The 19,911-nt window shown below is 40.4% G+C and carries 20 protein-coding genes; 10 read left to right on the top strand and 10 right to left on the bottom strand.

Annotated elements, in window-relative coordinates; genetic code table 11:
- Positions 1 to 151 precede the first annotated feature (151 nt).
- The 4 genes from AWW72_RS00460 to AWW72_RS00475 form a co-directional block, all read right to left on the bottom strand.
- On the bottom strand, positions 152 to 496 hold the full coding sequence (locus AWW72_RS00460) for a zinc ribbon domain-containing protein YjdM (RefSeq protein WP_004775370.1): 345 nt from the start codon (positions 494 to 496) through the stop codon (positions 152 to 154).
- A 52-nt stretch (positions 497 to 548) separates the two neighbouring features.
- A complete protein-coding gene (locus tag AWW72_RS00465) occupies positions 549 to 905 on the bottom strand; it encodes a DUF488 domain-containing protein (RefSeq protein ID WP_062846099.1) in 357 nt (118 codons plus the stop codon).
- Positions 906 to 929: 24 nt separating this feature from the next.
- The gene (locus AWW72_RS00470) at positions 930 to 1,268 is read right to left on the bottom strand and encodes a DUF2004 domain-containing protein (RefSeq protein WP_062846100.1); all 339 of its coding nucleotides are present in this window, start codon (positions 1,266 to 1,268) and stop codon (positions 930 to 932) included.
- Between the two features lie 77 nt (positions 1,269 to 1,345).
- Positions 1,346 to 1,792: an SRPBCC family protein gene (locus AWW72_RS00475; protein WP_004775373.1), complete on the bottom strand. Its 447-nt coding sequence runs from the start codon at positions 1,790 to 1,792 to the stop codon at positions 1,346 to 1,348.
- Between the two features lie 187 nt (positions 1,793 to 1,979).
- Here AWW72_RS00475 and ygfZ point away from each other — a divergent pair, with 187 nt between their 5' ends.
- The 3 genes from ygfZ (at position 1,980) to AWW72_RS00490 (ending at position 4,716) form a co-directional block, all read left to right on the top strand.
- Positions 1,980 to 2,702 (top strand): CAF17-like 4Fe-4S cluster assembly/insertion protein YgfZ, encoded by a 723-nt coding sequence (gene ygfZ / locus AWW72_RS00480; protein WP_062846101.1) that lies wholly within the window; start codon positions 1,980 to 1,982, stop codon positions 2,700 to 2,702.
- 233 nt (positions 2,703 to 2,935) lie between these two features.
- On the top strand, positions 2,936 to 3,658 hold the full coding sequence (locus AWW72_RS00485) for a DsbC family protein (protein WP_062846102.1): 723 nt from the start codon (positions 2,936 to 2,938) through the stop codon (positions 3,656 to 3,658).
- A 254-nt stretch (positions 3,659 to 3,912) separates the two neighbouring features.
- Positions 3,913 to 4,716: a tetratricopeptide repeat protein gene (locus AWW72_RS00490; protein ID WP_062846103.1), complete on the top strand. Its 804-nt coding sequence runs from the start codon at positions 3,913 to 3,915 to the stop codon at positions 4,714 to 4,716.
- A 44-nt stretch (positions 4,717 to 4,760) separates the two neighbouring features.
- On the opposite strand, the gene AWW72_RS00495 is transcribed toward AWW72_RS00490, so the two are convergent.
- A complete protein-coding gene (locus AWW72_RS00495; protein ID WP_047429457.1) occupies positions 4,761 to 6,890 on the bottom strand; it encodes a TonB-dependent receptor domain-containing protein in 2,130 nt (709 codons plus the stop codon).
- Positions 6,891 to 7,094: 204 nt separating this feature from the next.
- On the opposite strand from AWW72_RS00495, the gene mutM reads away from it, so the two are divergent.
- Both mutM and AWW72_RS00505 read left to right on the top strand, forming a co-directional pair.
- Complete coding sequence (gene mutM / locus AWW72_RS00500) at positions 7,095 to 7,916, top strand: bifunctional DNA-formamidopyrimidine glycosylase/DNA-(apurinic or apyrimidinic site) lyase (RefSeq protein WP_062846104.1); 822 nt, start codon at positions 7,095 to 7,097, stop codon at positions 7,914 to 7,916.
- A 33-nt stretch (positions 7,917 to 7,949) separates the two neighbouring features.
- On the top strand, positions 7,950 to 8,240 hold the full coding sequence (locus tag AWW72_RS00505; RefSeq protein WP_004775379.1) for a peptidylprolyl isomerase: 291 nt from the start codon (positions 7,950 to 7,952) through the stop codon (positions 8,238 to 8,240).
- 44 nt (positions 8,241 to 8,284) lie between these two features.
- Here AWW72_RS00505 and AWW72_RS00510 read toward each other — a convergent pair whose 3' ends face one another.
- The 3 genes from AWW72_RS00510 to typA form a co-directional block, all read right to left on the bottom strand.
- Positions 8,285 to 8,617, bottom strand: a complete 333-nt coding sequence (locus AWW72_RS00510; RefSeq protein WP_062846105.1) for a gamma-glutamylcyclotransferase family protein — start codon at positions 8,615 to 8,617, stop codon at positions 8,285 to 8,287.
- Between the two features lie 120 nt (positions 8,618 to 8,737).
- A complete protein-coding gene (gene mscL, locus AWW72_RS00515) occupies positions 8,738 to 9,169 on the bottom strand; it encodes a large conductance mechanosensitive channel protein MscL (RefSeq protein ID WP_004775383.1) in 432 nt (143 codons plus the stop codon).
- A 244-nt stretch (positions 9,170 to 9,413) separates the two neighbouring features.
- A complete protein-coding gene (gene typA, locus AWW72_RS00520) occupies positions 9,414 to 11,249 on the bottom strand; it encodes a translational GTPase TypA (RefSeq protein WP_004775386.1) in 1,836 nt (611 codons plus the stop codon).
- Between the two features lie 174 nt (positions 11,250 to 11,423).
- On the opposite strand from typA, the gene AWW72_RS00525 reads away from it, so the two are divergent.
- The 5 genes from AWW72_RS00525 to AWW72_RS19380 all read left to right on the top strand — a co-directional run bounded on the left by AWW72_RS00525 (position 11,424) and on the right by AWW72_RS19380 (position 16,959).
- Complete coding sequence (locus AWW72_RS00525; RefSeq protein WP_009514998.1) at positions 11,424 to 12,782, top strand: uracil-xanthine permease family protein; 1,359 nt, start codon at positions 11,424 to 11,426, stop codon at positions 12,780 to 12,782.
- 62 nt (positions 12,783 to 12,844) lie between these two features.
- Positions 12,845 to 13,861 (top strand): methyltransferase, encoded by a 1,017-nt coding sequence (locus tag AWW72_RS00530; protein WP_062846106.1) that lies wholly within the window; start codon positions 12,845 to 12,847, stop codon positions 13,859 to 13,861.
- Positions 13,862 to 13,879: 18 nt separating this feature from the next.
- Positions 13,880 to 15,337, top strand: coding sequence for an amino acid permease (locus AWW72_RS00535; RefSeq protein WP_005259390.1), 1,458 nt, complete (start codon positions 13,880 to 13,882; stop codon positions 15,335 to 15,337).
- A 253-nt stretch (positions 15,338 to 15,590) separates the two neighbouring features.
- Positions 15,591 to 16,796 carry an RtcB family protein gene (locus AWW72_RS00540; protein WP_062846107.1) on the top strand — a complete coding sequence of 402 codons (1,206 nt, stop codon included), beginning with the start codon at positions 15,591 to 15,593 and terminating at the stop codon, positions 16,794 to 16,796.
- 4 nt (positions 16,797 to 16,800) lie between these two features.
- Entirely contained in the window at positions 16,801 to 16,959 is a 159-nt protein-coding gene (locus tag AWW72_RS19380; RefSeq protein WP_005259400.1) for a hypothetical protein, read from the top strand.
- 126 nt (positions 16,960 to 17,085) lie between these two features.
- On the opposite strand, the gene omp38 (AWW72_RS00545) is transcribed toward AWW72_RS19380, so the two are convergent.
- Positions 17,086 to 18,114 (bottom strand): outer membrane protein Omp38, encoded by a 1,029-nt coding sequence (omp38, locus tag AWW72_RS00545; protein WP_062846108.1) that lies wholly within the window; start codon positions 18,112 to 18,114, stop codon positions 17,086 to 17,088.
- Between the two features lie 446 nt (positions 18,115 to 18,560).
- The gene (gene omp38, locus AWW72_RS00550) at positions 18,561 to 19,619 is read right to left on the bottom strand and encodes an outer membrane protein Omp38 (RefSeq protein ID WP_005259405.1); all 1,059 of its coding nucleotides are present in this window, start codon (positions 19,617 to 19,619) and stop codon (positions 18,561 to 18,563) included.
- Positions 19,620 to 19,911 lie beyond the last annotated feature (292 nt).

A 19,911-nucleotide genomic window follows, 5' to 3' on the forward strand; every position in this document is an offset into this window, starting at 1 on the left:
CTATATTTATTTTTGCCGAGCAAATATATTTCTTTTGAGTGGTAAGGGCTCAATATTCTTTATTTAAACGTATACATAAAGCGAAAATAAAAATGGCTTTAAGCTAAAAGCAGAAAGGAGCATTTATATGCTCCTTTCCAAGTCTATTTAATTAAACTTTTTTCACAAACTCAGACTTCAGTTTCATTGCACCGACGCCATCAATTTTACAATCAATATTATGACCATCGCTTGCATCTGGCACTAAACGAATACTTTTTACTTTGGTACCCACTTTAACAACAGATGATGAACCCTTAATTTTCAAATCTTTAACAACAGTGACGCTATCTCCATCGGCTAAAACATTGCCATTTGCATCTTTAATAATGTCTTGTACTTCAGTAGCCTGACTCTCGCCTTCTTTCCATTCATGTGAGCACTCAGGGCAAATCAATAAATCGCCATCTTGATAAGTATATTCTGATTGGCATTGTGGGCAATTTGGAAAAGACATAAAAAAATCTCAAAAAGGCTATTATGAGGGATAGATGCCTTTTTTCAAAACTTTAAGGTTGAATGTCCTTCCCAAGCAAATAATTCTTTAAGACCAGCGCATGATTTAACTCAGGATCTTTAGCCGCATAAATCAGGGTTAACTGCTCATGTTCTGCCATCTGTCTAAGTTCGTTTACATTTGGATTGCCTTCAAGCTCCTGATAATAACCTTCCTGAAAACTCAACCAATGCTCAGCTTTATGACAAAACGCCTTTCTTAATTCAGTGGAAGGCGCAATGTCCTTAAGCCATAAATCCAGCTGTGCACGCTCTTTGGAAATCCCTCGGGGCCACAACCGATCAACCAGCACACGCTGGCCATCAGTTGCTGCAACAGGATCATAAATACGTTTAATTGCAATCAGCACATTACTCTCCTGTTGGGCTTCTGCTTAGCTTTCCATTGAAATATCAATCACCTGACCTTTCGCATCAAAGCTAACACAAATCACATATTGGGTAATCTCATCCGGCAAAGTGAAATCCAGCATTTCACGGCTATCGATCTCATCACTTTCCCATTGGTCGGCAAGCACCAATAAATCCAGAACCTGTAACGGTGTAGGTACAGCGCTTCCAAAATATTTTTTCCAATAATCAGGCTCAATTTCTTCAAGATGATGCTGGATAAATAACTCCACACTATCTTCTGCTTGCTGATTTTCTAAAGCTGCCCGCATTGCAACACGCGCAAGCTGTTCTCGTCCTTTAACAATTGCTTGTTCAGACATTTGATTCTCCAATTTAATTTATTCATCCAATATTTTTTTGTTTTTCTCACTCAACCGATTTTACTTAACGAAAGTCTTTATTCGTCAGGTATATCCGCTTGAACCAACAAGCCTAATAAATACAAGGATTCTTGCCACCCAAGATAACAGGCTTCCACAGGAATCACATCTGGGATACCAGCTTGCGTAATATGCACCTCAGTACCTACAGCAACGGCTTTTAACTCAATCGTAACCTGAATATCACCAGGCAAATTTGGATCATCGAATCTATCGGTATAACGCAGCAGCTCATTCGGGACAATTTTAATATATTTCCCACCAAATGAATGGCTACGTCCTGTCGAAAAATTGGTAAATGACATTTTATAAGTTCCACCTTCCTGTGGATCCAGATGGTGGACTTTTGCGGTAAATCCATGGGGTGGTAGCCATTTTACCAACGCGTCAGGATCAAGAAAGGCTTTAAAAACACGCGCTGGGGGCGCACTCAATACTCGATGTAGTTTTACTGTTCCAGTCATTATTGTTCTCCCATATCACGATCATTGTGTTTGGTCGATTTATCATAGCGACTTGGCATGTGAATGCTATGCCACTGATCTTTCATTTGAACACGATTATCGAGAATCTAAAGCTGCTTTTTTGTGAAAAATGGCGCAAAATAACAGTCCATATTTTAGTGATCAGAATGCAGCTTAGGATTGATCTATGAGTCAACTTGCTTTTACTGCTTTTAGCTTAAATGGTGTAGATGCGCAAAAATTTTTACAAGGCCAAGTCACCATTCATGTTGAACGCTTACCAGAAAATGAAAGTCGCTATACTGCTATTTGTGATTTAAAAGGACGTATTCATTTTGGTCTATGGATTAAAAAATTAAATCCAGAAAGTTTTGAGTTAGTGACCACTCAAGACCAAGCCGAAGAATGTGCCAAGCATATTAAAAAGTTTGGTGCTTTTTCCAAAATGAAATTAGAAGAAACAGGTTCGGTTTTCCCAACAGTCAATGATATTCAAACCGATTTTTCTTCAACAGAAACAGATATCAATGCTTGGCAAATTCAAGCAATTCAATCTGGACAAGCATGGATTCAGCAAAGTACTGAACACTTGTTCCAACCACAAGAATTACGCCTGCATCAACGTGATGGTGTCCATTTCGATAAAGGCTGTTACTTAGGTCAGGAAATCGTGGCACGTCTTTGGTTTAAAGCAAAACCAAAACACTGGTTACACCTTATACAGGCTCAAGCGGATCTGCCAGCACCTGCAACCCAACTGAGCAAAGATGTTGAAGTGGTCAATAGCATCGCATTTGAAGATGGCTATCTAGCGCTCGTGATTGCCAAACCTGCTGCACTTGCAGAACTTGGCGTGACTGTTCTGGACTTGCCTGAAGCATTGAATGGCGATGTGGCAAGACCTCAATAACACCTCATCCATATAACATAATGTATTGATTAGCCTCCAAAACTGGAGGCTTTTAGTTACTTTTGAAACAGCAACGATATAAATAAAAACATACTCACCTTGCAACAATCCAAATGACTTCAACAGCACTACCAATTCTATTTAAAATAAAGTTGAAATCCCGTTCTTGTCGAAAATAGAAATGAGCGGTATTGTTCATCTATCCTCAACTCAACTGATTTCTAATGAAAATAATGATCAAAACACTGCTTTCAGCACTCACCTTGAGCCTGATTGGTTTACAAACAGTCCATGCAGACAGTAAAACGCTTGAACAAAACTTCAAAAAAAATTATCCAGAGATTCCTGTCAAATCAGTAAATACATCACCATTACCGGGGATTTATGAAGTTTATGCAGCAGGTAAAATTATCTATACCGATGAAACAGCCAAATATCTTTTTTTCGGTAATTTACTCGATGTACAAAACAAAAAGAATCTGACTGAAGATCGCTTAGCCGAGTTAAGCAAGATTGATATTAAGCAACTCCCTCTTGATCAAGCGATTAAATATGTAAAGGGTAAAGGCGAACGCACACTCTATGTGTTTAGCGATCCTGATTGCCCTTACTGCCAAAAGCTCGAGCAGAATATGACCTCAATAGACAATGTCACCGTCTATTTATTCTTGTTCCCACTTAAAAATTTACACCCTAAAGCTGAAGCTGTTGCCAATAAAATCTGGTGTGCTAAAAATCAGTATGAGGCTTGGGAAGATTATATGTTGCATCGTAAAGCACCAAAAAATGCGACACAATGCGAGACACCTATACAAAAAAATTTAGCCTTAGGACAGAAGCTGCAAATTGATGGAACACCTACATTATTCCTGCAAAATGGAATGAGACTTTCTGGTAGCCCGCAAAATGCTGAGCAGATTGAACAGCTTTTACAAGAAGCTAGCAGCAAGAAATAAAGATAAAATATGGAGGCTTGTTGACTCTTTTGCCAGCAAGGAGTCGCAAGTCTTTCTCTAAAAAATCAATTATACTCATTTGATTTTAAATAAATTATAATAATAAAAAAGATCAAAACTCGCTTTTCCCCCTGCCAAGATTTATACAAATTCCTTATTTACATTTTGGCGCAAGCTTTTATGATGAGAACAGCATATTGAGTTCTGCTATGCAAAGGATGAAAGCAGATCAACATGAGAAAGGAAAAATAAAGATGAAAAAATTGCTCATTGCGAGTTTAATCACCCTTGCAAGCCACACTGCCTTCGCCGCTGACAGTAAAAATGCTACCACTGATGTGTTTGCAAAAGCCACTCAACTCTATGACGCAAAAGACTACAATGCTGCCTTTCAGGAAATGCACCGTCTGGCAGATACAGGAAATACCCAAGCGATTTATAACCTCGGTTATATGCACCAGATGGGACAAGGAACAAATAAGGACGATAGAAAAGCTTTGCAATACTATCAGGATGCATCTAACAAGGGCTATGGCAAAGCCAGTTTCACGCTTGCCCAGCTCTATCACACAGGTGATCTAGGTGTCGCGAAAAGCGATCAGAAATATAAAGAGTATTTGGATAAAGCTTCGAATCAAGGTTCAGAAGAAGCGATTGTTGAATCTGCAAATATATTATTCAGACAAGGTAAGCCTGAATACGACCAGATGGCTGTGCAGAAACTATTGCCCTTGTTAAGAAAGAACTATTACCCAGCTGTGCATTTAAAAGCGATTTATGATTTAAGCTTGGGGGTAAAAAACAAAAATCCATTTATGCAGCAACAGTCAGTTGAAACACTTAAAGATTTAGCGAAAAAAGGATATGCACCTTCTCTAATGGTATTAGGAAATATGCTAGCGAATGGCGGGATTGTTACACAAAATCTGGAGGAATCCAGATCAATTTTCAGTGGCTTAGCTAAACAGAATTATCCGAATGCAAAAGAGTCTTTAGCTAAAGTTGATGAAGCGATTGCTGCGAAAAAAGCTGCAGCAGCTCAGACACCTAAAAAATAATTTATGCAGCAGCACTTCACTATGCAAGTGCTGCTGCATATGACTTAGAATTGCTTGCTGACTTTAATTCCCGCACTCCAGTTACGACCATCGGCAGGTTCAAAGAAACGGCTGCTTCCTTCGTTGACAATCACTGAGCCTGCATAGTTTTTATCGAACAGATTATCTACACGCGCAAAGCCATTAATGCCCCAATCAGCACGTTTCCATGCATAACCTGTATAAATTGATGCCACAGTATAGCTTGCAGCAACATCGCTATTGATATCATTGACATAGACCTTATCCATAAACTGGGTATCAAGTCCTGCATAGAAACCTTGCTCTGGCTGCCACGCTAAACCAATAAAGGCTTGATTCTTAGCAATTCCGGGAATTGCATTGCCTTCTGGAATCTCTGCAACTTTCCCAACCGCAGGCACTTTCGAATCAAAAGTTGCATCTAAATATGCATAGCTCGCATTCACTGCTAAGTCTTTCCAAAGCTTCTTATTCCATGCAAATTCAACACCTTTACGTAGGGTTTTATCCGCATTACGGAATGTCGCACGGCCACCCATGCTTTCGGCTGCCACAATGTCATCTTTGGTTTCGATATAGAAGGTCGCCAAGTTAAAATCACCCAGCGTATTTGAAGATTTTAAACCGAGTTCATAGTTATCACTTTTCGATGGTTTTAAATCGAGCGTACTTGCGCCACCTTGTGCAGGATAAGCCATTTCAGTAAAAGTCGGTGTTTCAAACCCTTTGGCATAGCTCGCGTAAGCCAGCACTTCTGGGATGATTTGCCAGCTTAATGCAACTGAAGGTAATACCTCTTCGTATGTTGTCTTACCGCTGTTATCACCGTTCAGACCAACGATATAATGATCTTTCGACTTGTAATGCACATTGCTATAACGTACCCCTGTATCTAAACGCATGGTTGGTAAAAAAGACCAAGATGCTTGTAGATAAGGATCGACATTCCACAAAGTATTGCGTTCATCACGGCGCACAGCACCTTTTATACCTTTATCACCCGCATCATTAAAGTTTAGATAGCCTTGTCGATCTTCGTTCATTGCATCGATCGCAACACCCGCACTAAATTGGGTATTCGGTAGTAAATCTTTTCCTGTCCAGCGGAAATCAGCACCATAATAATCACGCTTAAAATCAATCACGCCACCAGCTTGATAGGGTGTGTTTGGATTCTTCTGTACCGTATCTGGAATAGACTGGTATTGTGTTACCTGACGTTGCCCAATATAAGTCATCGCATACAATTCATTTTGATCATTAATTGGTTTTGACCAAGTCAAACCTGTCTGAGTTTGATCAATTGTTTTGCGGGCATTGTAATCCAGAACATTTTTAGCAACCTGTTTGGGATTCTTTTCCCAATCAGCACGGGTTAAACCGCCCGGATCATCTGCATCAATCTTGACATAGTTCGTGACCCAGTTGATCTTACTACCATCATCGAGATTCCATGTCAGCTTGGCATTGCTTAAAACTTTATTTGCGCCACTATGGTCACGATAGCCATCGGTATCGAAATAAGAGGAGCTGACGATATAACTCGGTTCGTTCTGGTTTTTAGCGCCCCCCTGTAACACGATACCTGCACGATTTTTATTATGGCTACCACCCGCATAACTCATCTCAATAGAATCTTTACCCTGCCCCTCTCGAGTTGTTGCCAAAATCGCCCCACCCGATGAGTTACCATACAGCGATGAAAATGGCCCCGTTAAAACTTCAAGATGGCTCAAGCTCCCCAAATCAATATTTGAGGTTTGACCTTGACCATCTGGCATCGTTGCTGGAATACCATCAGTATATAAACGAATCCCGCGCACACCAAATGTTGAACGTGCACCAAAACCACGCATCGAGAGCTGCAAATCTTGAGCATAATTTTCACGATTACGTAACTGAACGCTTGGAATGCCTTTAACAACTTCGGTTAAATTGACCTGCGCTGATTGATCATTTTTAGGTATATCGACTCTAAAAATGGATGCAGGCGTTTCCATATAAGTGGTATCTGTACGTGTTGCTTCAACTTTAATCGTCGGAAGTTGCACCGTTGACTCTGAATCAGATTCAGCTGCCCATGTAAAAGAGCTACCCGCCCCCATGCACATGGCTACGCAACCATAGAGGAGGTTAATTTTCAATGAAGGCATGAAGATTCCTTATTTCTCAAAAATAAAAAGCGGAGTGTAAAAGTAAGATTATGATTATTTTATATTTATCTTACATATTTAACCCTTGCTACAACGGTCAAGATTAAGATTGGCCTAGATTAGCAAATAAAATTAAATACCAGCATAATTGTAAGTCAAACATTTGCCCTCATTGTATTGTTGTTGAAACAACTTGAGTACACCATGCCCGAACTTCCTGAAGTTGAAACTACCAAAACCAGTTTACTCCCGCTACTAGAGCAACGCGTTCAAGCTGTTCAAGTCTTTAATTCGAGCTTACGCTGGCCCATCCCCAATGATCTGGAAAAATTGGTGGGGCAACGTTTAACAGCGCTTAAGCGTCGTTCCAAATATATTCTGGCCGAATTTGAACAAGATCAGATGCTTTGGCATTTAGGTATGTCAGGTAGTTTCCGCCTGTGCCAGCCGAGTGATGAATTGAGAAAGCACGATCACCTCATCATTGACTTTGAAAATCAACAGCTCCGTTATCATGATCCACGGCGTTTTGGCTGTATTCTTTGGCTCGATCCAGATAATCAAAGCAAGCTGATTGATACACTAGGTCCAGAACCTCTGAGTGAAGATTTTAATGCCAATTATCTGCGTGAAAAGCTCAGTAAAAAAAATGTCGGCATTAAAATTGCTTTAATGGATAACCATGTGGTGGTTGGTGTTGGCAATATTTATGCAACTGAAAGCCTGTTCAATATTGGCGTGCATCCAGCACAACCAGCGTCTACCTTAAGTAAGGTACAAGTGGAAAAGCTGGTGATTGAAGTTAAACGCATCTTAAAACAAGCCATTGAATTAGGTGGTTCAACTTTACGTGATTACAGTAATGCGATGGGTGAAAACGGATATTTCCAACAAACCCTCCTCGCTTATGGTCGTGCTGGAGAAATGTGCGTTAATTGCGAGACCACATTGGAAAACTTGAAGTTAGGTCAACGTGCCAGTGTATTCTGCCCACAATGCCAGCCTTTAAAGCGAAAGAAAACCTAAACGATTTAAGATGTATTGAAGGAGAACAACTTTATGCAAACTGCAATTGTTCGACATATCCTCGTAAAAGATAAAGATTTGGCTGAACAGCTGAAAAAACGCATTCAGTCAGGCGCTGATTTTGCCAAAATTGCCAAGCAATATTCTACCTGCAACTCTGCCAAACGTGGTGGCGAGCTCGGTGAAGTGAGAAAGGGTCAGTTGGTTCCTGTCATTGATAAACTGGTATTTACTGCAGCAGAACGGGTTTTACATGGCCCTGTAAAAAGCCAGTTTGGTTTTCATCTATTGGAAGTTAAATTCCGTATGGGAAATTTAAGGTAAGCAGATCGAGCTTAAACTGGCCGTTAAGCTCACCTCTTTTCCGACTACACTTGTTCTTTCATGACATAAGTCCATGCGGTAATGGTTTCATCTGTTGCTAACTGGACTTGAGTTTGTACTCTTTGATATTGCATGCCTTCAAAATCATCCAGCATTTGCCAGTTCTGTTCTAGTTTTTCAGTACTAAACAAATAGCCTTCAACCAAAGGGTCATTCGGGTTTAAAACGATTGCAGGCAAACCTTGATCTGGCCCCCAGTCAAGGATATGAATGGTTCCATGAACCATAGCAGGCTGCCAGTCTCCCCCAATCTCCCCTAAAATATGTGCATTTTCGCGATTTGGACATAAAGTGCCATATACAAATAATCGATTCATCAATCTCTCCCCTTTTTAATCTGCACCGTATCTTAAAATGAAAATGTGCATCATCCCCTATCTATTTTGCCGACAATAAAAAACGGCATCTAAGATACCGTTTTTTCATAAACTGAGTGATCAGCCTTGCTTTTTCAATTCATCACGAATTTCACGTAATAATTGAACATCTTCTGGTGTTGCTTCTGGCTCAGGCGCTGCTTCTTCTTGCTTACGAATACGATTCATCACTTTCACCAACAAGAATACGACCCAAGCCAATAGCAGGAAGTTAATCAAGATGGTTAAGAAGTTACCATATGCAAATACGTTCAATCCAGCATCTTGTGCCGCTTTAAGTGTTGTAATGTTGGTTGGGTTATCGCCCAAGATCAGGAACCAGTTGGTGTAGTCCACTTCACCACCCAAGATCCATGAAATCACTGGCATCACAATATCTTTTACCAATGAGTCAATAATTTTACCGAAAGCGCCACCAATGATGACACCAATCGCTAAATCCATCATATTGCCTTTGATGGCAAACTCTTTAAATTCTTTAATAATACTCATATCACTCTCCAGAGTTGAACTTGATCGCAGCCTGTTTTTGCATTGTTTATTACACAGACGCAGTTATTCATCATAATGAAGATAATTTAATATTTTTATGGAAAAAAGAAAGTCATTTCACACTTTAACAACATATTTTATCCCAATAAAAAGATGAACTTATAGAACTCATCCCAATGAATTTAAAGGTATAAAAAAACCGCTAAATAAATTTAGCGGTTTTTGCATTTTTCACAAAGAAAAATTATTTATCACGATTACGTTTACGTTCGTTTTCAGTTAAGTAACGCTTACGGATACGAATCGATTTTGGTGTTACTTCAACTAACTCATCATCCTGAATGAATTCAAGCGCTTGTTCAAGCGTGTATTCCATTGCAGGTGTTAAAGTTAAAGCTTCATCAGTACCTGATGCACGAACGTTAGTTAACTGCTTCGCTTTGGTTGGGTTTACAACCATATCGTCAGAACGCGAGTTAATACCAATGATCATACCTTCATACACTTCTAACTGTGGCTTAGCGAATAAGCGACCACGGTCTTGAAGTGTGAATAATGCATAGCCCAAGCAAGTACCTTGAACCATAGAAATCAACACACCATTTTGACGTTTCGCAACAGTACCTGCTTTTGCTGGACCGTAGTGCGAGAAGCTTGATGTCATGATCCCTGTACCTGAAGTCATGGTTAAGAATTCAGAACGGAAACCAATCAAACCACGTGAAGGTACAGTTGCTTCAATACGGATACGGCCTTTACCGTCAACTTCCATATTGGTCATTTCACCTTTACGGAAGCCCATTTGTTCCATTACAGAACCTTGATGCTGTTCTTCAACGTCAAAAGTTACATTTTCGTATGGCTCTTGTTTTTCGCCATCGATTTCTTTCATGATCACTTGTGGACGTGATACGCCCATTTCGAAGCCTTCACGACGCATGTTTTCAATTAAAACTGAAAGGTGAAGTTCACCACGGCCTGAAACCTTGAAACGGTCTGGGCTGTCAGTATCTTCAACACGAAGTGCTACGTTGTGAATCAATTCACGGTCAAGACGTTCACGGATGTTACGTGAAGTAACGAATTTACCTTCTTTACCAGCAAACGGTGAGTTGTTTACTTGGAAAGTCATCGATACAGTCGGTTCATCTACAGACAATGCTGGTAATGCTTCAACATTTTTAGGATCACAAATCGTGTCAGAAATGTTTAATGCATCAATACCAGTAATACAGATAATGTCACCAGCTGAAGCTGATTCAACATCAACACGCTCTAAACCATGGTAACCCATGATTTTTAAGATACGACCGTTACGTGTATTGCCATCTTTATCGATAACAGTAACAGGTGTATTTAATTTTACAGAACCACGTTGAATACGACCAACACCGATAACACCTACGAAACTGTTATAGTCAAGTGATGAAATCTGCATTTGGAATGGACCATCAACATCAACTGCTGGTGGTTCAACGATATCTACGATTGTTTGGAACAACGGCGTCATATCTTCCGCTAATTCTTCTGGTGAAGGACCTGCAACACCACGAAGACCAGAAGCATAGACAACTGGGAAGTCTAACTGTTCGTCGCTACCACCAAGATTATCAAACAAATCAAAAACTTGATCAATAACCCAGTCTGGACGCGCGCTAGGCTTGTCAACTTTGTTGATAATTACGATTGGTTTCAAACCACGCGCGAACGCTTTTTGCGTTACGAAACGAGTTTGTGGCATTGGACCTTCTTGAGAGTCAACAAGAAGTAATACACAGTCAACCATCGACATTACACGTTCCACTTCACCACCGAAGTCGGCGTGTCCTGGGGTGTCCACGATGTTAATGCGATATTCGGTGTTTGTACGTGCATCTAACCATTTGATTGCAGTGTTTTTTGCAAGAATGGTAATACCACGTTCAGACTCAAGCGCGTTAGAATCCATAACACGTTCAATCTCGCCTGCGCGATCACCAAGAGCACCTGATTGTTGTAAAAGTTTGTCGACTAGAGTCGTCTTACCATGATCGACGTGCGCAATAATGGCAATGTTACGGAGAGTTTTAATATCTGACATGTAATTCGATACGCTTTAAATTTGAGGGCAAATTATACAGAAAAATACTACACTTTAGTAGTGACAGTTTATTGACAGTGCACTTTTTTTCTGACGAAGTGTCATTGAATCGTTGGTAAAGCGAGCTAACTCTATTAGAATATTGGGCTAATGCCTCTCGCTTTTTATACTCCCATGTCGAATTCACAACCTCAGCAGCAGCTTGATCTGGTCTACGGACTCAATGACCGACCGAAACCTTTTGTTGCATTTTTAGCCGCTTTACAGCATCTTTTGGCGATTTTAGTCCCGATTGTTACTCCTGGATTATTGATTTGTCTGGCACTTGGCGTCTCTCGCGAAGACACCAACATGATCCTTTCCATGTCATTGATCATTTCGGGTATTGCAACATTCTTACAATGTAAAAAAGTTGGCCCATTTGGTGCAGGACTTTTAATTGTTCAGGGTACAAGTTTTAATTTTATTGGCCCAATCATCGGTATTGGTAGCGCAATGGTTGCGGCAGGCACCCCAGTTGAACAAGTGATGGCTGCCATTTTTGGTGTCGTCATTGCAGGTTCATTCATTGAAATGGGCGTTTCTCGAATTTTACCATGGGTGAAAAAGCTGATTACACCATTGGTGACAGGCATTGTTGTACTTCTGATTGGCCTAACCTTAATTAAAGAAGGTCTGATCAGCATGGGCGGTGGTTATACTGCAATGCAGGATAATACTTTTGCCAATGCCGATAACCTGATCATGTCATGTAGTGTGCTGGCTATTATCATCCTTCTTAACCGTATTCGAATTATCTGGGTTAAAAGTTCAGCCATTCTCATTGCTTTAGTGATCGGTTATATCCTTGCAGGCTTCATGGGACATTTAAACTTTGCTGTGCTACAAGATGCACCTTTAGTTCAAATTCCTACACCAATGCATTTTGGATTGAGTTTCTCTTGGAGCTTGTTCATTCCGATGGCATTTATTTATTTGGTGACATCCCTTGAAGCAATTGGTGATGTAACCGCAACCAGTAAAATTTCTAATCAGCCTGTTGACGGTCCTGTCTGGATGCAACGAATCAAAGGCGGTGTACTGGTCAATGGTGCAAACTCATTCTTGGCCGGAATCTTCAATACCTTCCCAAGTTCAGTGTTTGCACAAAATAATGGTGTGATTCAACTTACAGGTGTCGCAAGTCGCTATGTAGGGATCTGGATTGCGGTATTACTGATCATTCTGGGCTTATTCCCTGCTGTTGCTGCCGTGATTCAAGCCGTACCTCAAGCGGTACTGGGTGGCGCTGTGATGGTCATGTTTGGCGCGGTTGCTGCTTCTGGTATCAACATTCTTTCAAGTATTCATCTTGATCGTCGTGCCTTACTGATTATTGCCATTTCACTTGCTCTCGGTCTCGGTGTTGCTCAAGTTCCTCAAATCCTTGAACACTTGCCAGAGTTATTTAAAAATATTTTTAGCTCAGGTGTGGCAACAGGCGGTATTGCAGCCTTGATTTTAAATATTGTTTTACCTGAAACACATAAGTAATCCACAAACAACTTCAAGTGCCCAGTTTCACGACTGGGCTTTGTTTTTGATGAGAGATCAAAATGGATCCACGTAGTGAAGTTGTCATCAGACAGCAAGATTATTTAAATGGGCACGTCTTACTGATTAATGCGCCTAATGATCAGCTCGCAAAAAATTTACCAGATCGGGTTCAGGCATCGGTTTGGACTTGGAATTATGCTGATCATCAAGGTTTTCAAAATGCTGGCATTCACTCACATTTTTCCGTTGAGTTTCCGCAAGCCAGCTTTGATCAGGTCGTAATTTTTGTCCCTAAATCAAAAGAGTTATTGAATTATATTCTGCATGTTGTGGTGAGCCATCTTAAACTTGGGCAAAATGTTTTTCTCGTCGGTGAAAAGAAAGGCGGCGTAGAACGGGCAGCAAAACAACTACAGCCCTATGGTAAAACGCTAAAGCTGGATAGCGCACGTCACTGTCAATTCTGGCAAATGAAGATCGAAAAAACTGAACAGTTGAAACCACTTGAACATTGGTTAAAAAGCTATACAGTTCAAATAGATCAGGATCAATTAAAGGTCTGCGCCCTGCCGGGTGTCTTTAGTCAGGATCATTTAGATGTCGGAACAGCGGTATTAGTCCCTTACCTTAGTCAAGTAAAATCAGGTAAGATTGCCGACTTTGGTTGTGGTGCTGGAATTATTAGCGCTTATTTAGCCAAGCTAAATCAGAACCAGCAAATTTTTGCACTTGATGTTGATGCATTTGCTTTACGTTCAACTGAACTGACATTTCAGAAAAATAATCTGGATCTCAATCAGTTAACTCTACAACCAGTTACAGGTTTTAGAGATGCGCCCAAAGATCTGGATGCAATTGTAAGCAATCCACCTTTTCATCAGGGGATTCATACAAATTACGATGCAAGTGAAGAACTTTGCCAACTTGCGAGCGTACATCTGAAAAATTCAGGTGAATTATGGATCGTGGCAAACCGTTTTCTGAACTATCCCCCTCTCATTGAACAAAGTTTTGGTCAATGTATGGTGAAAGCTGATCAACAAGGATTCAAGGTGTTATATGCCTGTGCAAAATAAACATTTTAAGGAATTTTTATGAGCGATACATCTGCTCCTCAACACCTACAGCGTAAGCTCGGGGCACGTCACCTGAACATGATTGCCATTGGTGGATCGATCGGCACAGGCTTATTCCTCGCTTCAGGTTCAACCATTGCCAATGCAGGTCCTGGTGGTGCGTTATTGGCTTATGCCCTGATCGGTATCATGATTTATTTCTTGATGACCAGTTTAGGCGAATTAGCGACGCATAATCCAACGTCTGGTGCATTCTTTACCTATGGCAGCCGTTATGTCGAAGATGGCTTTGGTTTCGCCTTAGGTTGGAACTACTGGTACAACTGGGCTATTACTGTGGCTTTCGAACTGGTTGCAGTACAATTCATTATGAAGTTCTGGTTTCCCGATATCCCGGGGTTCTACTGGAGCGCCATCTTCCTTGCCATTATTTTTGGAATTAACGCCTTAACAGTCAAAGGATTTGGTGAAAGTGAATTCTTATTCTCGTTGATCAAGGTCGTTGCCATTATTGTGTTTATCGTCATTGGTATCTGGATGATTGCTAAAATCATGATGACACCTAATGTATCGGTATTTCAGCACTGGACGTATAAGGAAGCCCCTTTTGTTGGTGGGTTCCAAGCACTGATTGGTGTAGCCATGATTGCCGGATTCTCCTTTCAAGGTACTGAAATGGTCGGAGTTGCAGCAGGTGAGTCGAAAGATCCGAAAAAGACCATTCCATTGGCAATCAAGCAAATCTTCTGGCGTATTCTACTGTTCTATATCCTTTGTATTTTCATCATAGGTACATTAGTCAGCTATGATGATCCACTATTGTTAAAAGCAGCTCAAAGCGAAGATATTGCCCTTTCACCATTCACTTTATTGTATGAAAAAGCAGGTTTCGCCTTTGCAGCCAGCTTAATGAATGCAGTGATTCTCAGTGCAATTCTGTCTGCGGGTAACTCAGGCATGTACTCTTCTACCCGTATGCTATTTGATATGGCAAAAGAAGGCCGTGCACCGAAGTGGTTCTCAAGACTGGATGGCCGTGGTGTACCAATGAATGCACTTTATGCGACGACTGCGGTTGCAGCACTGTGCTTCTTAACCACCTTTATTGGTGAGAAACAAGTCTTTAACTGGCTACTCAACATGTCTGGTATGTGTGGTTTCATTGTCTGGTTAGGGATTGCAATTTCACACTACCGTTTCCGTAAAGGTTATATTGCTCAAGGCTATAAAGTTGAAGACCTTGCTTATCGTGCCAAGTTCTTCCCATTCGCCCCATGGTTTGCATTTATTCTTTGTTCAATCATTATCTTAGGTCAAAACTACCAAGCTTTACTTGGTGGAAAAATTGACTGGTTAGGTTTAGTTTCAACCTATATCAGCATTCCATTATTCTTGGCAATCTGGCTAGGTTATAAGTGGAAACACAAGACCAAACTGATTGCGTATAAAGACATGAATGTGAAAGAAGGCGAATAAAAAAATACTTTTCACTTGACCCCAATGAAAATATGAGTAGAATTTCGCTCATATTTTCAACGGCACCACATAATAGGAGGACGACAGCATGCCATTACAATCAGGAACTACACGATAAGATTTGGCACTGTCGACTCACGGACAAGTGTACAAATTGATTGATCACTTGTCCGAATGCTTTATTTAACCTAGCATTCGCTAGGTTTTTTTATGCCTATTCGGACGAAAAATTAAAATATCCCGAGACAAGAAAATGGGCATACAAAAAATACTCAATGCCGATGCTGAATATGGCGTTCCAGTGAAAATCTTCACGAACGATATTGATAGCGAAAGTATTGAACAATTGAAAAAAATGGCACAACTGCAATTTGTTTATTCACATATTGCCGTGATGCCTGATGTACATGTGGGCAAAGGTGCCACTGTAGGTAGTGTAATCCCCACTAAAAATGCAATCATCCCTGCCGCTGTTGGTGTGGATATTGGTTGTGGTATGAATGCGATACGGCTCAATTTAAAAGCCTCACAGCTTCCAGACAATCTCACACCACTACGTCATGCAATTGAACGTAAAGTCCCCGTAGGCTTTGAATTACACAAGCAGGTTAAAGCAAAAGCTTCGACGATTATTCCACTTGAAAAACGCTTACAACCCATCATTAATAAACATCCGGGCCTTGTTCGCATGCTCAGGAAGTTTGATGCGACTTGGCAAAAACAGCTCGGTACCTTAGGAGGTGGTAATCACTTTATTGAACTCTGCCTTGATGAAAATCAGGATGTCTGGGTAATGCTACATTCAGGCAGCCGTGGCTTAGGCAATGTGATTGGCACTTATTTCATCGAACTTGCCAAGAAAGAGGCTCAACATCGATTTGGACATGTACCAGATAAAGATTTGAGCTATTTTGCGGAAGGTTCAAATAGCTTTAATGATTATGTGGAAGCAGTTGAGTGGGCGCAGGAATACGCTTTTGAAAATAGACGTGAAATGATGCGTCTGATTTTAGAGGCGATTCGTCCGCTGCTACCGCCCTTTCAGATGACCAAAGAAGCAATTAACTGCCACCACAACTATGTCAGCCAAGAAAACCATTATGGGGAAGACTTGCTGATTACGCGGAAAGGTGCCATTCGTGCTGGCCTAGATGAATTAGGCATTATCCCAGGCTCCATGGGTGCACGTTCCTTTATCGTTAGAGGTAAAGCCAATCCTGAATCCTTCTGCTCATGTTCACATGGCGCAGGACGAAAGATGAGTCGCAGCAAAGCAAAACTACTTTTCAGCCAAGATGATTTAATTCAGCAAACGCAAGGTATCGAATGCCGAAAAGACAGTGGCGTTATTGATGAAATTCCAGGTGCATATAAGGACATTGATCAAGTTATGGCAAACCAATCAGATTTGATCGAAATTGTGCACACACTCAAGCAAATTTTATGTATTAAAGGTTAATTCTATGAAACTGAAAGAAATGCCCAAAATCAAAGTACGCAATCCTGTTGCGCTCTCCCCTTTACTACATAAAGGTGGAGTTCATGAAACTGAAAAACCAAGAGCACAGCACCGCCGAGATAGACAAAATGCTAAACAACAGCTAAAAAAACAAAGCTGGTAAATAAACCACTCAATGCATTAAACAAATGAACAGAAAAAAGGAGCTACCAATGTCTAATTACGTATATGTCTCAAATAAAAAAGCGACTCTGACGAGTCGCTTTTTTATTCAGTTCAAAAACTCAAATTATTGAGCTTGTTGACCTGGTTGTACTAGAACAGTACGGCTACCAGTGATCGCAGCGAATACGCGACGGTTCATAGCACGACCTTCTTTAGTTTTGTTGTCAGCAACCGGTTGGTCCCAAGCGAAACCTTGAGTAGACAAACGAGATGCATCAACGTTGTATTCGTTTACAAGTGAAGATTTAACAGAGTTAGCACGCGCTAAAGATAAACGTTCGTTTAACTTACGTGGACCAGTGTTATCTGTGTGACCTTCAATACGAGCTGTCGCATTCGGGTACTCAGCTAACTTCTCTGCAACTTTAGCAATTTCAGTTTTGTATTGTGGCTTGATGTCAGACTTGTTCGTATCGAAGAATACGCGAAGTTCCATGTTAAGGTCTTCAGTCAACTCTTGTGGTTGTGGAGCAACTGGAGTTGGTTCAACTGGAGCAACTTCTACTACTGGAGCAGCAGGTTTCAAGTGGCCACCAAGAACTACGTTTAAGCCAGCAAGCGCTGTATAGTTCCAGAATTTCTCATCAAAGTGATAAGTACCACGAGCTTCTGTACGAAGAGATAAAGCATCGTTTAAGCGCCAGAATACACCACCACCAGCATTAGCTAATGTACCTTCTTGCTTACCGCCATAGATATCATCACCTTCGTATTTGTAGTGACCAGCACCAGCTAATACGTATGGCTTGATTTTGCTATCGTAGTTTTTAGTGATCAAATCAGAAGTAACATAAGCATTACCTGCAATGTTACGACCTTTGTAATCATTATTTGTGCTTGTGTCGCCTTTAATCTGGCTATATTCAACTTCAGCACCTAACCAAGGAGTAATTTCAACACCTAATGCAGCACCGACAAACAAATCGTCATCAAGTTCTGCACCTGGAGTTAATTGACCTTTATCGCCACGGTTGTTATGTTCTGTATCGAACATTGTATAACCAAGCATTAAAGGAGTTACTGTTACGCCCGCATTCGCAGCAGCCAAAGGAGCAGCAACAAGCATAGCAAGTGCAATACGACTCAATTTCATGGATATCCTCCAAAAACAAAAAATTGTTTGTTCTCTAAACGCTAATAGCTTTTGAATGCTGAGAAATAGTTTTGTTGTATCTTTTTCAGTCATTCACCTTATGTTAAATCATACAAATACCTGATCAATTTTCCAAGTATTTAATAACATTTTAGTCAGCAGCCACTGAAAACGATTTATTTCTCTTCAAAAAGCTTAGAAAATTCTAATTTAACAACACCTAACAAAGCTGTGAGAGCTTATCACTTTTTAATCAAAATTTTAACAAGCTATCAAAATCTTTTCAATAAAGCTAAATAATTCCTACACAACATACGAAGTTAAACCCATCTTGTTGTACTTTTAAATATTATGAGCCATTTTCTTGACCAATAAGACCTCATCATTTTATCCATAAAAAAAGCGACTCTAACGAGTCGCTTTTTTATTCAGTTCAAAAACTCAAATTATTGAGCTTGTTGACCTGGTTGTACTAGAACAGTACGGCTACCAGAAATCGCAGCGAATACGCGACGGTTCATAGCACGACCTTCTTTAGTTTTGTTGTCAGCAATCGGTTGATCCCAAGCGAAACCTTGAGTAGACAAACGAGATGCATCAACGTTGTATTCGTTTACAAGTGAAGATTTAACAGAGTTAGCACGCGCTAAAGATAAACGTTCGTTTAACTTACGTGGACCAGTGTTATCTGTGTGACCTTCAATACGAGCTGTCGCATTCGGGTACTCAGCTAACTTCTCTGCAACTTTAGCAATTTCAGACTTGTATTGTGGCTTGATGTCAGACTTGTTCGTATCGAAGAATACGCGAAGTTCCATGTTAAGGTCTTCAGTCAACTCTTGTGGTTGTGGAGCCACTGGAGTTGGTTCAACTGGAGTAACTTCTACTACTGCAGCAGCAGGTTTCAAGTGACCACCAAGAACTACGTTTAAGCCAGCAAGTGCTGTATAGTTCCAGAAATCTTCATCGATGTTATAAGTACCACGAGCTTCTGTACGAAGAGATAAAGCATCGTTTAAGCGCCAGAAAGCACCAAAACCAGCATTACCTAAAGTACCTTCTTCTTTCAAACCGCGACCAGCACGACCGAATTCAGCAGCAGTAGCATCATCAAATTTATATTTGTAGTGACCAGCACCTAACAATACATATGGCTTGATTTTGCTATCGTAGTTTTTAGTGATCAAATCAGAAGTAACGTAGAAGTTACCGTTGATTTGTTGTTGTTTGTATTCAGCGTTAGCAACAGTACCGTCAACATCACCTTTAACTTGGTTATATTCAGCTTCAAAGCCTAACCAAGGTGTTAACTCAATACCTAATGCAGCACCAACGAATAAATCATCCTGAATTTCAGGACCATTTGTTAAATGCTTATCACCATTATTGTGTTTAGTGTCTTGGAATGTGTAACCAAGCATTAATGGAGTTACTGTTACGCCAGCATTAGCAGCAGCTAAAGGAGCAGCAACAAGCATAGCAAGTGCAATACGACTCAATTTCATGGATATCCTCCAGAGATAACAATTGTTTGTTGTGTAAGCTCAGCCTATGATTTTTCGTACTGAGAACATTAATGTTCTACAACATTATTTTTAAGCCATTCACTTCACTTTGAATCATACAAACACTTGATGAATTTTCCAAGTGCTTGATAACTTTAACCTCGTAAATTATTGACAAAATTGCTTACAATTTCCGTTGTAGTTCCGTAAATTTTCAATTTTCATACATCGGCGAATAGATTATTGTTTATCAATCTATGTTTAAGTAATATTTAACTTATTTGTTAGTGTT

The sequence above is a fragment of the Acinetobacter sp. NRRL B-65365 genome, from assembly GCF_001605865.1.
Taxonomy (GTDB): Bacteria; Pseudomonadota; Gammaproteobacteria; order Pseudomonadales; family Moraxellaceae; genus Acinetobacter; species Acinetobacter vivianii.

Excerpts from the sequence above, each read along its gene's own strand:
- typA (WP_004775386.1), bottom strand. The coding sequence starts at position 11,249 with ATGTCAGATATTAAAACTCTCCGTAACATTGCCATTATTGCGCACGTC.
- AWW72_RS19380 (WP_005259400.1), top strand. The coding sequence starts at position 16,801 with ATGAAACTGAAAGAAATGCCCAAAATCAAAGTACGCAATCCTGTTGCG.
- AWW72_RS00470 (WP_062846100.1), bottom strand. The coding sequence starts at position 1,268 with ATGTCTGAACAAGCAATTGTTAAAGGACGAGAACAGCTTGCGCGTGTT.
- AWW72_RS00495 (WP_047429457.1), bottom strand. The coding sequence starts at position 6,890 with ATGCCTTCATTGAAAATTAACCTCCTCTATGGTTGCGTAGCCATGTGC.
- AWW72_RS00535 (WP_005259390.1), top strand. The coding sequence starts at position 13,880 with ATGAGCGATACATCTGCTCCTCAACACCTACAGCGTAAGCTCGGGGCA.
- AWW72_RS00460 (WP_004775370.1), bottom strand. The coding sequence starts at position 496 with ATGTCTTTTCCAAATTGCCCACAATGCCAATCAGAATATACTTATCAA.
- AWW72_RS00505 (WP_004775379.1), top strand. The coding sequence starts at position 7,950 with ATGCAAACTGCAATTGTTCGACATATCCTCGTAAAAGATAAAGATTTG.
- AWW72_RS00485 (WP_062846102.1), top strand. The coding sequence starts at position 2,936 with ATGATCAAAACACTGCTTTCAGCACTCACCTTGAGCCTGATTGGTTTA.
- mscL (WP_004775383.1), bottom strand. The coding sequence starts at position 9,169 with ATGAGTATTATTAAAGAATTTAAAGAGTTTGCCATCAAAGGCAATATG.
- AWW72_RS00540 (WP_062846107.1), top strand. The coding sequence starts at position 15,591 with ATGGGCATACAAAAAATACTCAATGCCGATGCTGAATATGGCGTTCCA.
- AWW72_RS00525 (WP_009514998.1), top strand. The coding sequence starts at position 11,424 with ATGTCGAATTCACAACCTCAGCAGCAGCTTGATCTGGTCTACGGACTC.
- mutM (WP_062846104.1), top strand. The coding sequence starts at position 7,095 with ATGCCCGAACTTCCTGAAGTTGAAACTACCAAAACCAGTTTACTCCCG.
- AWW72_RS00490 (WP_062846103.1), top strand. The coding sequence starts at position 3,913 with ATGAAAAAATTGCTCATTGCGAGTTTAATCACCCTTGCAAGCCACACT.
- AWW72_RS00475 (WP_004775373.1), bottom strand. The coding sequence starts at position 1,792 with ATGACTGGAACAGTAAAACTACATCGAGTATTGAGTGCGCCCCCAGCG.
- omp38 (WP_062846108.1), bottom strand. The coding sequence starts at position 18,114 with ATGAAATTGAGTCGTATTGCACTTGCTATGCTTGTTGCTGCTCCTTTG.
- AWW72_RS00510 (WP_062846105.1), bottom strand. The coding sequence starts at position 8,617 with ATGAATCGATTATTTGTATATGGCACTTTATGTCCAAATCGCGAAAAT.
- ygfZ (WP_062846101.1), top strand. The coding sequence starts at position 1,980 with ATGAGTCAACTTGCTTTTACTGCTTTTAGCTTAAATGGTGTAGATGCG.
- AWW72_RS00530 (WP_062846106.1), top strand. The coding sequence starts at position 12,845 with ATGGATCCACGTAGTGAAGTTGTCATCAGACAGCAAGATTATTTAAAT.
- omp38 (WP_005259405.1), bottom strand. The coding sequence starts at position 19,619 with ATGAAATTGAGTCGTATTGCACTTGCTATGCTTGTTGCTGCTCCTTTA.